Annotated in this window: 12 protein-coding genes; 5 read left to right on the top strand and 7 right to left on the bottom strand. The window is 64.0% G+C overall.

Annotated elements, in window-relative coordinates; genetic code table 11:
- Positions 1-20: 20 nt before the first annotated feature.
- On the bottom strand, positions 21-680 hold the full coding sequence (locus tag P0D80_RS02170) for a 3-oxoacid CoA-transferase subunit B (RefSeq protein WP_408175187.1): 660 nt from the start codon (positions 678-680) through the stop codon (positions 21-23).
- A gap of 13 nt (positions 681-693) precedes the next feature.
- Entirely contained in the window at positions 694-1,401 is a 708-nt protein-coding gene (locus P0D80_RS02165) for a 3-oxoacid CoA-transferase subunit A (protein WP_132378200.1), read from the bottom strand.
- 383 nt (positions 1,402-1,784) lie between these two features.
- Between P0D80_RS02165 and P0D80_RS02160 the strand changes: the two genes are divergently transcribed.
- Entirely contained in the window at positions 1,785-2,714 is a 930-nt protein-coding gene (locus P0D80_RS02160; RefSeq protein WP_408175188.1) for a LysR family transcriptional regulator, read from the top strand.
- A 136-nt stretch (positions 2,715-2,850) separates the two neighbouring features.
- A complete protein-coding gene (folE, locus tag P0D80_RS02155; protein ID WP_132378204.1) occupies positions 2,851-3,489 on the top strand; it encodes a GTP cyclohydrolase I FolE in 639 nt (212 codons plus the stop codon).
- A 33-nt stretch (positions 3,490-3,522) separates the two neighbouring features.
- On the opposite strand, the gene P0D80_RS02150 is transcribed toward folE, so the two are convergent.
- On the bottom strand, positions 3,523-4,428 hold the full coding sequence (locus P0D80_RS02150) for a DMT family transporter (protein ID WP_408280731.1): 906 nt from the start codon (positions 4,426-4,428) through the stop codon (positions 3,523-3,525).
- Between the two features lie 282 nt (positions 4,429-4,710).
- Here P0D80_RS02150 and P0D80_RS02145 point away from each other — a divergent pair, with 282 nt between their 5' ends.
- A complete protein-coding gene (locus P0D80_RS02145; RefSeq protein WP_408280728.1) occupies positions 4,711-5,745 on the top strand; it encodes a VTT domain-containing protein in 1,035 nt (344 codons plus the stop codon).
- Positions 5,746-5,778: 33 nt separating this feature from the next.
- On the opposite strand, the gene P0D80_RS02140 is transcribed toward P0D80_RS02145, so the two are convergent.
- Positions 5,779-7,353 (bottom strand): sensor domain-containing diguanylate cyclase, encoded by a 1,575-nt coding sequence (locus P0D80_RS02140; RefSeq protein ID WP_408280726.1) that lies wholly within the window; start codon positions 7,351-7,353, stop codon positions 5,779-5,781.
- Positions 7,354-7,478: 125 nt separating this feature from the next.
- The gene (locus P0D80_RS02135) at positions 7,479-8,360 is read right to left on the bottom strand and encodes a CHAD domain-containing protein (protein WP_408280723.1); all 882 of its coding nucleotides are present in this window, start codon (positions 8,358-8,360) and stop codon (positions 7,479-7,481) included.
- 271 nt (positions 8,361-8,631) lie between these two features.
- On the opposite strand from P0D80_RS02135, the gene P0D80_RS02130 reads away from it, so the two are divergent.
- Positions 8,632-9,225, top strand: coding sequence for a short chain dehydrogenase (locus P0D80_RS02130; RefSeq protein WP_408280720.1), 594 nt, complete (start codon positions 8,632-8,634; stop codon positions 9,223-9,225).
- 195 nt (positions 9,226-9,420) lie between these two features.
- A complete protein-coding gene (locus P0D80_RS02125; RefSeq protein WP_408175201.1) occupies positions 9,421-11,007 on the top strand; it encodes an inorganic phosphate transporter in 1,587 nt (528 codons plus the stop codon).
- A 109-nt stretch (positions 11,008-11,116) separates the two neighbouring features.
- Here the strand turns inward: P0D80_RS02125 and ppk2 are convergent, their stop codons facing one another.
- Positions 11,117-12,043 (bottom strand): polyphosphate kinase 2, encoded by a 927-nt coding sequence (ppk2, locus tag P0D80_RS02120; RefSeq protein ID WP_408175202.1) that lies wholly within the window; start codon positions 12,041-12,043, stop codon positions 11,117-11,119.
- Positions 12,044-12,206: 163 nt separating this feature from the next.
- On the bottom strand, positions 12,207-12,608 hold the full coding sequence (locus P0D80_RS02115) for a VOC family protein (RefSeq protein WP_408280718.1): 402 nt from the start codon (positions 12,606-12,608) through the stop codon (positions 12,207-12,209).
- Positions 12,609-12,769: the final 161 nt, after the last annotated feature.

Below are 12,769 nucleotides of genomic sequence, written 5' to 3'. Positions count from 1 at the left end.
CTCGGTCTCGCTCAGCCTGGTTAAGCCGCGCGCGCCGCTTGCGTGCCGTCGATCAGCGGCACGCCGGTCAGCTTGTGCAATGCGTCGAAATCGATGTCCGAGAAAATCTCGCGCACCACGAGGCCCTGGCCGGTCACATCGATCATCGCCAGATCCGTATAGATGCGGTCGACGCAACCTACGCCCGTCACCGGGTACGTGCATTCGGCGGCGATCTTGCTTTCGCCCTGCTTGGTCAGATGTTCCATCATCACATAGACCTGCTTCGCGCCGATCGCCAGATCCATCGCACCGCCCACTGCCGGAATCGCATCGGGCGCGCCGGTGTGCCAGTTTGCCAGATCGCCCTTGGCCGACACCTGGAAGGCGCCGAGCACGCAGAAGTCCAGATGGCCGCCGCGCATCATCGCGAACGAATCCGCGTGGTGGAAGTACGCGCCGCCCGTGAGCAGCGTGACGTGCTGCTTGCCGGCGTTGATCAGCTCGTCGTCTTCTTCGCCTTTGGCGGGCGCGGGGCCCATGCCGAGCAGGCCGTTTTCGCTGTGCAGGAAGATTTCCTTGTCAGCGGCGAGGTGGTTCGCCACCAGTGTCGGCACGCCGATGCCGAGGTTCACGTAGGCGCCTTCGGGGATGTCCTGCGCAACGCGCTTGGCCATTTCATCGCGGGTCAGTTTTTTCATGTCGGTCTCCGAATCAGGCGGCAGCGTCGTGAGGATTGGGCATTGGGGCGTGGGCCGCTTGCGGCACTTCGATCACGCGCTGCACGAAAATGCCGGGCGTCACGATGTTTTCCGGATCGAGCGCGCCGAGCGGCACGACTTGCGACACCTGCACGATCGCGGTTTTCGCCGCACTTGCCATGATCGGTCCAAAATTGCGCGCCGTCTTGCGATAGGTGAGATTGCCCCAGCGATCGCCCTTGTACGCCTTGATCAGCGCGAAGTCCGCGTGCAGCGGCGCCTCCAGCACGTAATGCCGGCCGTCGATCAAACGGGTTTCCTTGCCTTCGGCGAGCCTCGTGCCGTAGCCGGTCGGCGTGAAGAAGCCGCCGATACCCGCGCCCGCCGCGCGAATGCGCTCCGCCAGATTGCCCTGCGGCACCAGTTCGAGTTCGATCTCTCCGGCGCGATACAACGCGTCGAACACATACGAATCGGTTTGGCGCGGGAACGAGCAGATGATCTTGCGCACGCGCTTGGCTTTGAGCAGCGCAGCGAGGCCAATGTCGCCGTTACCGGCATTGTTGTTGACGATGGTGAGCTCGCGCGCGCCCTGTTCGATGAGCGCGTCGATCAACTCCGACGGCATGCCGGCCGTGCCGAAGCCGCCGATCATGACGGTCGCGCCGTCGTTGACATCGGCGACCGCCGATTGAAGTGACTCGAAAATCTTGTTGATCATGTCGAATTTCCTTTTGGGGCGCTGCGTGCCGCCAGGCTGGCTGCCTTGCGGGCAGGGTTCGAGCGGGACGGTCTCCGGGCCAATGCCGGCGGCGGCTCGCCAAGTGCGATGCGAAGCTGGCGCCGTTAGTTTGCTCGCTTCAAATTTGTTCGTTACATGAACATGGATTCGTTTAGCGAACGCTGAGGCGATTATGGTTGTCCTTCGTGCGCGTTGTCAAGGCAGGGAATTCCCCCTAATCATAGGTTCTCGCTGCTTGCCATGCCGGTTAGTTGTTCGGGTTGGCCGGCCAAAGCGGAGAATCGCACTATCCTAACGGGAGATTATTGGGCTAACCTTTATCTACATATCAAATACGCGGCCCGCGCCGCAGGTTACCGAGCATGTCCGAAACAAACCTGGATCTGAACCTCATCCCCTACCTGGTTGCGATGGAAGACACGCGCAATGTCAGCCGCGCCGCCGAGCAGCTCGGCGTGAGCCAGCCACGCGTGAGCACCGCGCTGGGAAAATTGCGGGAGTACTTCGACGATCCGCTCTTCGTGCGCACGTCCAAAGGCATGGAGCCCACGCCGCGCGCGCTCGCCATCCTGCCCGCCGCGCGCGACGCGCTCTTGCGTATCGAGAAAGGCATGCTCGATGTGCAGGAATTCGACCCGGCCACCAGCACTCACACTTTCTCGATCGCGCTCTCCGACGTCGGCGAGATCGTGTTTCTGCCGCGGCTTCTGCAACTCTTCGCTGAACGTGCGCCGTTCGCGAATCTGCGCTCGGTGTCGGTCTCGCCGTCGCAGGTGGAACGCGGGCTCGAATCGGGCGACGTCGATCTGGCCATCGGCTATTTCCCCGATCTGGCGGGCAATAACTTTTTCCAGCAACGGCTCTTCACGCATCGCTTCATCTGCCTGATGCGCACCGACCATCCACTGGCGAAGGCGCCGCTCACGCTGGCGCAGTTTGTGGCGTCGGGTCATGCCGTCGTGCGCGCCGAAGGACGCAGCCAGGAAGTCCTCGAGCAATACCTGGAAAAGAAGCGCATCAAACGCCGAGCCGTGCTCGAAACGCCCCACTTCATGAGCCTGCCGTTCATCCTCGCGCGCACCGATCTGCTCGCGACCGTGCCGCACGCGATCGGCTTCGCGTACGTGTCGGAGCATGCGTCGATCACGCTGGTCGAGCCGCCGCTGCCGTTGCCGCATTTCGATCTGCGGCAGCATTGGCATCGCAAGTTTCATAACGATCCGCGTGGCAGTTGGCTGCGCGGCGTGGTTGCCGAACTGTTCAACGACGCAATGGACGAATGGCCGAAATGAGCGGCGGCCGAGCGGCGCGCCCTGACAGCGAAAAGGGACATCGGCACGACGCGGCACAAAACATGGAACAATGGCCGCACTCATTGAACCCGCGCGCTCCGTACAGCGCCGACGCGCGATCCCGGAGGAGCGACGGATGACCAGCAGCAAGGCGAAGAAAACCAAACCCATAGCCGCCACTGAGCGCCCGAGCCGCGAGGAAGCTGAAGCAGCGGTTCGTGTGCTGCTGCGCTGGGCCGGCGACGATCCGGCGCGTGAAGGCCTGATCGACACGCCGGCGCGCGTGGTGCGCTCATACGAGGAGTTTTACGCGGGCTACCAGGTCGACCCGCGTGAGATCCTTGCCCGCACCTTCTCCGAAGTGGACGGCTACGACGAAATGATCGTGCTGAAGGACATCCGCTTCGAAAGCTATTGCGAACATCACATGGTGCCGATCATCGGCCGCGCGCACGTGGCGTATCTGCCGCAGCATCGCGTGGTCGGCATCTCCAAGCTGGCGCGTCTCGTCGATGCGTTCGCCAAACGCCTGCAGATCCAGGAGAAGATGACAGTGCAGATCGCTGACACCTTGAACGACGTGCTGCAACCAGCGGGCGTCGGCGTGATTCTCGAAGCCGCGCATCAATGCATGTCGACACGCGGCGTGCACAAGGCCGGCGTGACGATGGTCACCTCGCGCATGATCGGCACGTTCCGCACTGACCCGTCGACACGCCGCGAGTTTCTGTCGATCGTCGGCAATCCGGGCGTGGTGGCGGTCGCCAATACTTAGGCTTAGGCGCAGTCGCAGCGCGACATCAGCGCCTCATGCCGCGCTGCGCCTCGTGCGCATCTGCCCAAAGGTGGCCAGCAATACCGCGCCCAGCACGCACGCGACGCCGGCCAGTTGCGCCGCGCTGACGGGTTCGCCCAACGCCAGCGCGGCCAACGCCACCGCGCTCACCGGTACGAGCGCGGTCATCAATCCCGCCTCCGCACCGCTGATTCGCGCGGCCCCCGCATACCAGAGCACGAAGCCCGCCACGGTCGGCACCAGCGCGTAATACAGCACGCCGCCAAGTGCGCTCGCATCGACCGGCAAGGTCCATGGTTTCTCGAAGCAGGCCGGCACGATCGCCACCGCGAAGCCGATGCCGCACATCAACGCCGACAGCGGCAACGGCGCCACCGCGGTGCGCAGCTTGCGATTGAGCAGAATGAACAGCGCCTCGCAGACGATCGCGAGGAACACGAGCGCGTTGCCCGCCAGCGAACTTGCCGCATGCGGCGCGGTGAACTCGCCGGGATGCACGGTGCACACCAGCACGCCCGCCGTCGCCAGCAGGATCGCGCCGATCAACGCGGGCGCGGGGCGCTCGCCGAGCGCGAGCATGGCGACGCCGGCCGATACGGCGGGCAAGGTGCCGGCAATCACGCCGGCATCGGCAGCCGACGCGAGCTTCATCCCGCTGATCAGTAACACCGTATAGCCGACACTGCCCGCGCCCGCCTGGGCGATGACGAGCAAGGTATCGCGCCGGTCCAGACGCGGCCAGCGCACGCCTCGCCAACGCATCACCAGCACGAACAACGGAAAGGCAATCGAGAAGCGCAGCGCGGTCGCGCTGAACGGCGGCAGTCCGGCCGCGATCGCTTTGCTGACCACCACCGTGCTGCCGACGCCGAGCATCGCCAGCGCGCAAAACAGATATCCGGCATACCGCGAGTTCATGGTGCTGTCCTCTTCGTTGGATCGAGCACGCAGAGTAGAGGCATGCCAAGCGGCGGTCTTGAACGAAATTGCAGAGACAAAGCGAGTCAATGAACCAGGTCAGCCGGATCGCGATGACGCCGTCAATGCTCACCCGGCGCCAAATCCATCGAGTATCCTGAGCGAACGGAACCCCGCTCGAATGAAAGCCGACCAGTAGGCCGCCCGGGTACACGCTTTGCAACCGCGTGAAAAAGCCCCCGAAGGACGTCGGCTCAACCGCAAAAAACAGGAGCGCCTCAATTGGTAGAATTTCCGTCTTCGGCGGTGTCAACCTGGGGTGGCGCGGTCGTGTTCCTCAACGTCCTGTTGACGCGCCTCGGCGTGCCGATCCCCGCGGTGCCCGTGCTTCTCTTCGCGGGCTCCGCGATCGCCGCCGGCACCCTGTCCTTCTGGCCGGTCCTCGGCGCGGCCGTGCTCGGCGCGCTAATGGGTGACGGCGCATGGTTCACGGCGGGCCGCCTGTATGGCCGCAAGCTGATTGCCGCGCTCGGCCGGATCTCGCCTGCCGTCGATTCCAAGGTGGACCAGGCGCGCGCGCTGTTCGAGCGCTTCGGTGTGCCGCTCGTCTCGATCTCGAAGTTCGTCCCCGGACTCGCGCTCATCACCCCGCCGCTGATGGGCACGACCGCCGTCGACGCCCGCATCTATGCGGCCTACGATTTCGCCGGCGCCCTCGCGTGGGCCGCCTTCTGGCTGGTCGGCGGCGCCGCCGCGGAACGGCAGCTGCATATGCTGCTCGACTTCGTCAAAGCCCGCGGCGGCACCGTCATCGACGTTTTGCTGGCCACGGCTCTCGTGTTTCTCGCCTTCCGGCTGCAGCAACGACGCCGCGCACGCCGCCGTTTCGCCGATGCCGCCTCGGCTACGGCGGAACGGGCAGCCGCCGGCGGCTGGCGCCGCATCGCGCCGCCCAAGGTGCTCGACGCCCGCCCGCAAGCGCCCTCGCTCGAAGCGCCGTGCCGCATTCCCGGCGCGCTCGCGCTCGATCCGCATTCGCAGGAGCAGATCGACGGCGCACTGCGGACGTACGACATGGTGATCTACTGCATTTGCCCGGACAGCGCGACCGCCTTCGAGATCACGCAACGCATGCGTCACAACGGCTACACGCGGATTCGCGCACTGCGGGGCGGCCTCGATGCCTGGCAGCGGCGCGGCTTTCCTGTCGAACCGCTTGCACCGGCCGGCGAGCTGACCACCGGCAACCGAGCACCCGAGGCGCGCGGGGCGATCACGTTGCGCGGCTTCGCCCCGCGCAGCACGCAAGGCACCTGAGCCGCGCCGGTCGCGGTTCAGCCTTGGCGCCGCTTACATCGAGGAATGCTGGGTCATTGGACGTTCAGCCCACGTGGCCGAACTGACGCGATTGCGGCCGGCCGCCTTGGCGGCATAAAGCTGCCGGTCGGCGGCGGCCAGCAGATCGAGTGCATGGGCGCCCTCGGCCGGCACACAGGTCGCGCAACCCACGCTCACCGTGACCGCGACGATTGCACCGTCGCTGCGGATCACATCCTGGCTCTGCACCTTGCGACGAATCTTCTCCGCCACATTGAGCGCGCCCTCGGCCGGCGTGTCCGGCAAGATCACGGCGAACTCCTCGCCGCCGTACCGCGCCACCACGTCGACCGCGCGACGCACCGTCGCCGCGATGCATTCGGCCACCGCGCTCAAAGCCTCGTCGCCGCTCGCATGGCCGTAGGTGTCGTTAAATTGCTTGAAGTGATCGATGTCGATGAACAGCGCCGAGAGCGGTTGGCCCGTGCGCCGCGCGCGCCGCCATTCTTCGTCGAGCCGGTTATCGAGCACGCGGCGGTTGCTCAGTCCGGTGAGCGGATCGGTTGCGGCAAGACGAACCAGCGCCGCCTGCGCGCGCAGCTTGTCGCGCAACGCGAACGACAGCAGCCACGAGACCATCACGAAGACCACACCGAACGTGAGCGTCAGCCCACCGACGATCCGGCTGCGACGCCACCACGGCGCCAGCACTTCGTCCACGGCGGGCGCGACCACCGCGATCAGCGGCGTGCCGGGCACGCGCGCGTACGTGTACATACGCCGCACGCCGTCCACGGCCGAAATCGCCGCATACGTGCCCGCGTTATGCGCGGCCATCACCTGGAACGTCGGCGACTTCGCGATGCTCGAGCCGATATCGCGCGACGAGAGCGGCTTGCGCGCGAGCAAGGTGCCGTCGTCCATCACGACGAATACCGAACCCAGCCGGCCGGTATCGATCCGGTCCAGCAGGTGTTGAAAATATTCGATGCGAATGGCCAGCAGCGCGACGCCGGCGAACGTGCCATCGGTCCGGTCGATGCGCCGCGTGAGACCGATGGAGAGTTTGCCGTCGCGCAGCCGGGAGCGGAACGGGTGTGAGAAATACAGGCCCACGGCGGGGCTGCGTTGATGGGCCAGAAAATAGTCGCGGTCGGCGAGGCGCACCGCGGCGTTGACCTCGCCGCTTTGCGAGGCGATCACCTGCCCGTCCCGGCCGATCACGTAGGCGCCGCCCAGGTAGGCCGCGGTCGTCGCCCGGTCGAACATCACCGCGCGCTGTACGCCGGCGGGCAGCGTCCAGGCGGCCTGGTTGCGCGCCCCGTCCACCATCGCCTGCAATGACAGATCATAGATTTCGACGTTGCGTTCGAGGTCGGTGGAAATGATCGCGACGAGATTTTGTGAAGTGTCGCGCGCGTGATCGAGCGCATCGGCGCGGCCGGTGCTGAGCGTCAGCAGCGTCAAGCCCGCCATGGACACGGCCACCAGCGTACCGGCCATCCCCGCAAAAAACGGGTGATTACCCACGTATCGCGATACGCCCGTGCCATAGGCGCGAAACCTCTTGCGCCAGCGCCGACGCAGCGAAAGCGTTTGACGTGCCACGTGCGCATCACCTCCTTCGCAGACGATCCGCATGGCGCAACCCATGCGGACGCGCAGCCAATGTTGTTATTCGGATGCGATTCGTGCCGTTTCGTTCGCGGCCGCGCGCTACGATGCGCACAGCATCATAGTTTGCGCAGCAGTCCGGCCGCCGAACGCATCCGGCGTTTGCGCTCCTTGCCGAGCCAGTGGAGCGCCGCATCCGTATCGCCGGAGCCCGCGAGCAGAGCAGCATTATCGCGCAGCAACATCTCGCTCGCGACCACATCGTTCAGCGTACCGAAACGTTTCTGGATCTGCTTCAAACGTTTGAGGGTACGTTTGCGGCCACCGCTCAGGACGGGTTCGAAAAACTCCAGCAGATAGCGCAGCTTCTTTCCCGCCTTCCTCACATTGTGAAAGGCGATGTAGTTGGAGCGTTTCGCCCGACGCGCGCGTTTCATCCGTTTGTTTAACGAACGCTCTGAAGCGGCCACACGTTGCCTGGCGAATTTCCGCAGCGGCATGCGTTCATGCGCGGTATTCAATTCTTTGGACGCGCTGGACAAGGCTTCGCGCAGCAGATGCTTGACGTCGGCGTTCGAGAGCGTTTCGCGGCTTGTCGACAACGCGGCGCCACGAGCGTCCTGGAGTTTGGGCGCGATTTCGCTCGTGCCGCTGCGTGCACCGTTGTCGTCGTGTATCAGCAATTCAATCAGAATGTCCCAGTCGCGCGTTTTGCCGGCAGCCGTGGCCAGAAACTTATATAGCGCACGTTGCCGCGTGTTCTCGCCTTTTTCGAGCAACGGCTCGAAGGCCCACCATAAGGAGCGCAAACGGCGCAGCGAGACACGCAATTTGTGCAGCGCTTCCGGCGACGCGTCTTCGCGCACCGCATTGGCGTATTCGATCGCATGATCGACGAGAGGCGCCGCGTACGACGCGAAGGCCTCTTGCGCAGAGTGCGCACCGGCGGCTGGATCACTGTCAGCGGGTCGTTTATCGACTTTCAGGCTGTCGCGCGTCATTGAAGCCCCTTGGGAACACCCTATCCACAGACTAGCAAAAAAAGGTCCTGGCGGATATTTGCGTGTTTATTTCGTCGCGATCCATAGCGCGCACGCACGATCCGATGCGCGAGTCATGCACCTCACGGCAGGCTTGTTCCTTTTTCTCCCTTCGACGGCAGGGCGCCCTGGAGCGACTATCTTTAACAGACGCGATGGCGCTCAGCGGCGAACTGGCGCCGCGGTCCATATGAATGCAGTCGACACGCGTGGCCTACTCTTAGGAGGTTCTATGCGAATACTGATTGTCGGTGCAACGGGTCTGATCGGCGGCGAAGTGGTCAAGCTGCTCGGTGCCGAACACGACGTCGTCACCGCGAGTCGCAAGGGTTCCGATCTGCACGTGGACCTGTCGAACAAACCCAGCATCGAGTCGATGTATCAGCAAGCCGGCACACTCGACGCGGTCATCTGCACCGCCGGCGCAGCGAAGTTCGCTCCACTCGCCTCGCTCTCCGACGAGGATTTCTCGTTCAGTCTTGCCAACAAATTGATGGGTCAGGTCAACCTGGTGCGGTGTGGCGCGGCGCATGTGTCGCAAGGCGCGTGCTTCACGCTGACGAGCGGCGTCCTCGCGCAGCAGCCGATGGAAGGCAGCGCGGCCGTCAGCATTGTGAATGCCGGCGTGGAAGCGTTCGTGCGCTCGGCGGCGCTCGAGTTGCATGGCAAAGCCCGCGTGAATGTGGTCAGCCCCGGCTGGGTCGCCGAGACGCTCCAGTCGATGGGCCGCGATCCGTCGCAAGGCGTGCCGGCCGCCGTGGTCGCGCAAGCCTACAAGCGCAGTCTGGGCGGCAGCGCAAGCGGCGAAGTGTTCTCCGCTTCTTAGCTGGACAGCTCGCCTGAGTTCTTTTCGGACATCTGAGCATCAGGATCCGACACCAGGAAACCGTACATCGAAGCGGCGCGCAGCCAGTGGCCGCGCGCCGCCGCATCCCGCATGTGCGTCACGCAACTGTCATCATTACGACACACACGCCCCGCAGGATCGGAAACTCCGCGACAAACTTTTGGGGCTCACGTCATGCCGGAACTTTCGTATCCACAGCCAGGCACTGCTAGCGGAAAGGGGCGCAACATCAGCCTCATCATTTTCCTTGCCGTGATACTGGTCGGTGCGGTTTATTGCGCCGTGCACTTAATGGACGATCTGCAACCCGTTCGCGAAAGCTCGGTAATGCCTTACCTGCTGCTCGGCATTGCGCTTCTGATCGCGCTGGGTTTTGAGTTTGTCAACGGCTTTCACGACACGGCGAACGCGGTTGCAACCGTGATCTACACGCATTCGCTCGCGCCGAACCTGGCTGTGGTGTGGTCAGGCGGCTGGAATTTTCTCGGCGTGCTGACGTCGAGCGGCGCGGTCGCCTTCGGCATTCTGCAACTGCTGCCCGTCGAACTGATCTTGCAGGTCGGCAGCAGCGCCGGTTTCGCGATGGTCTTCGCCTTGCTGATCGCCGCGATCATCTGGAATCTCGGCACGTGGTGGTTCGGACTGCCGTCGTCGAGCTCGCATACGCTGATCGGCTCGATCATCGGCGTCGGCCTGATGAACCAACTGATGCACGGCACCGACGGCACGAGCGGCGTGGACTGGAATCAGGCGCTCGGCGTCGGCAAGTCCTTGCTGTTCTCGCCGCTGGTCGGCTTTCTCGCGGCAGGTTTGCTGCTGCTGATCCTGAAAGCCGTGGTGCGCATTCCCGCGCTGTATGCCGAACCGAAGGGCAAGGAGCCGCCGCCGTTCTGGATCCGCAGCCTGCTGATCCTGACCTGCACGGGCGTCTCGTTCGCGCACGGCTCGAACGACGGCCAGAAAGGCATGGGCCTCATCATGCTGATCCTGATCGGCACGGTGCCGACGGCGTACGCACTGAACAAGGCGGTAACGCCGGCAGAAACGCAAACCTTCCTCGCCGTCGCGCATGAAACCTCGGCGACGCTCGCCAAATACACCCAGGGCGCCACGCCTTCGGCCAATCCGCGCGCCGATGTCGAAGCCTACGTGCGCACGCATCAATTGACGCCCGCCACGTTGCCGGCGCTGCAACAACTGACCGACATCATTGCCGGCCAGGTCAGCTCGTCGGGCTCGATGGCTGCGGTGCCGCAAAATATCGTCGACAACGTGCGCAACAACATGTACGTGGTCTCGGAAGCGATCCGCCTGATGGCCAAAAACAAGCAGCCGGCCTTCTCGCCGGAGGACGCCAAGGCGATCGGCAACTTCAAGGCGCAAACCGATCACGCCACCAAGTTCATTCCGACTTGGGTCAAGGTCGCGGTGGCGATCGCCCTCGGTCTCGGCACGATGGTGGGATGGAAGCGCATCGTCGTGACGGTCGGCGAGAAGATCGGCAAACAGCATTTGACGTACGGACAAGGTGCGTCGGCTGAACTGGTGGCGATGCTGACGATCGGCGCAGCCGACATGTACGGCCTGCCGGTTTCCACGACGCACGTGCTCTCTTCGGGCGTGGCGGGCACGATGGCGGCTAACGGTTCCGGCCTGCAATGGGGCACGGTGCGCAGCCTGATTCTCGCCTGGGTGCTGACGCTACCGGTTTCCATCGCGCTGGCGGCTGGCTTGTACTGGGTGTTCCGGGCGGTGTTTTAAGCCTCCGCGGCGGCCAGTTCCTCAACCGGTCGCCGCCTCCGGGAACGGCATAAAAAAGCGCGGCTCGCGGCCGCGCTTTTTTTATTTCATCGACCGGTACGCTGATCGATCAATACAGCTCAGGCACGATCATCGACGCCGGCACCGGCTGGCGGCTGTATTCGTCGTGATAGACACGCGCGGGCAATTCGATAGTCGAATGCTCGATCTCGTGATACGGCACCTGGCTCAGCAAATGGTGAATGCAGTTCAGGCGCGCGCGCTTCTTGTCGACCGCCTGCACGACCCACCACGGCGCTTCAGGAATGTGCGAGCGCTGCAGCATCACTTCCTTGGCCTGCGTATAGGCTTCCCAGCGGCGGCGGCTTTCGAGGTCCATGGGACTCAGCTTCCACTGCTTAAGCGGGTCGTGAATGCGGTTCTGAAAGCGGATTTCCTGTTCTTCGTCGGTAATCGAAAACCAGTACTTGAGAATCTGCACGCCGCTGCGCGCCAGCATCTTTTCGAATTCCGGCACCGAACGGAAGAACTCTTCGTATTCTTCGTCGCTGCAAAAATTCATCACGCGCTCGACGCCCGCGCGGTTGTACCAGCTGCGATCGAACAGCACCATTTCGCCGCCGGCCGGCAGATGCGACACGTAGCGCTGGAAATACCATTGCGTGCGTTCGCGGTTATTCGGCGCCGGCAGCGCCGCCACGCGGCACACGCGCGGATTGAGCCGCTGCGTGATGCGTTTGATCGCGCCACCCTTGCCGGCCGCATCGCGCCCTTCGAAAATCACCACGAGGCGATGGCCGGTCTGCACGATCCAGTCCTGCAATTTGACGAGTTCGCCCTGCAACCGGAACAGCTCGCGGAAGTACATCTTGCGCGCCTCGCGATGCTCGGGCGTGAAGCCGTCCGCGCCGTCGATGATGCGGTCGTCGACCTCCATCTCGAGTTCCTCGTCGTACGCGTCGATCAGGTCCTCTTCGAAACGGCGCTGCCGCTCGGCCATCAATTCGGCCTCGGGTCTCGGATCCAGCTCTTTCATTGCGGCTCTCCTGGCAACGGAAATGGTTAGGCGCGCGGCGGCAAACGCGACGCGGACGCGTTCGATTATCGAAGCGGCAGGTGTCAGCCGTGTTACCAGTGCGGCGCGCGCGCCCGGTCGATGTCCATGATAGCGAGTTTTGTCGGGCCGCCCGGCGCTGACGTCACGAGTTCAGCGGTTTCGCGAAGCTGATTTCGTGGCCGTCAGGATCGGTGATGTGGAAATAGCGCTCGCCCCACGGCGCATCGGACGGCTCGAGCGACGGCTTCAGCCCCGCCGCCAGCGCTTTGCGGTAGATCGCGTCGACGTCGGACACATAGATGATCACGCGGCCCCACCAGGCGACCGGCGCGCGCGTATCGACGATCAGGTTCAGATACGAACCGCCGAACGCAAACGATGTAAATGCCTCCTGCGGACCGCCGAATTTCATCGGAAAGCCGAGAGCTTCATAAAACAGCACGGCGCGCGGCATATCGCGGGTGGCCAGTGTGATGGCGCTGATCGATTCGATTTGCGGTTCGGCGGCCCCGGTCGGCGAGGCTGACGTGGCGGGTGAGTTCATGGCGGCTGTCTCCTTGGCATGGCGCGAGTCTCACGTGCCCAGCACGGTGCATGCCGTGCCGTTGGCCGCGGTGCTCGCATGCGCTGGCTTAATCCGGAAAGTGTCTCACAGGCCGCGCCGCCGCGGCGCGCCTCGCAGGCACTTGAAAACCTACGCGACGC

The sequence above is a fragment of the Paraburkholderia sp. RL17-373-BIF-A genome (assembly GCF_046030175.1).
Lineage (GTDB): Bacteria > Pseudomonadota > Gammaproteobacteria > Burkholderiales > Burkholderiaceae > Paraburkholderia.
The sequence above is the reverse complement of the archived record's forward strand: the minus strand, read 5'-3'. Positions and strand labels throughout refer to the sequence as shown.

Excerpts from the sequence above, each read along its gene's own strand:
- P0D80_RS02125 (WP_408175201.1), top strand. The coding sequence starts at position 9,421 with ATGCCGGAACTTTCGTATCCACAGCCAGGCACTGCTAGCGGAAAGGGG.
- folE (WP_132378204.1), top strand. The coding sequence starts at position 2,851 with ATGACCAGCAGCAAGGCGAAGAAAACCAAACCCATAGCCGCCACTGAG.
- P0D80_RS02130 (WP_408280720.1), top strand. The coding sequence starts at position 8,632 with ATGCGAATACTGATTGTCGGTGCAACGGGTCTGATCGGCGGCGAAGTG.
- P0D80_RS02160 (WP_408175188.1), top strand. The coding sequence starts at position 1,785 with ATGTCCGAAACAAACCTGGATCTGAACCTCATCCCCTACCTGGTTGCG.
- P0D80_RS02115 (WP_408280718.1), bottom strand. The coding sequence starts at position 12,608 with ATGAACTCACCCGCCACGTCAGCCTCGCCGACCGGGGCCGCCGAACCG.
- P0D80_RS02165 (WP_132378200.1), bottom strand. The coding sequence starts at position 1,401 with ATGATCAACAAGATTTTCGAGTCACTTCAATCGGCGGTCGCCGATGTC.
- P0D80_RS02170 (WP_408175187.1), bottom strand. The coding sequence starts at position 680 with ATGAAAAAACTGACCCGCGATGAAATGGCCAAGCGCGTTGCGCAGGAC.
- ppk2 (WP_408175202.1), bottom strand. The coding sequence starts at position 12,043 with ATGAAAGAGCTGGATCCGAGACCCGAGGCCGAATTGATGGCCGAGCGG.
- P0D80_RS02150 (WP_408280731.1), bottom strand. The coding sequence starts at position 4,428 with ATGAACTCGCGGTATGCCGGATATCTGTTTTGCGCGCTGGCGATGCTC.
- P0D80_RS02135 (WP_408280723.1), bottom strand. The coding sequence starts at position 8,360 with ATGACGCGCGACAGCCTGAAAGTCGATAAACGACCCGCTGACAGTGAT.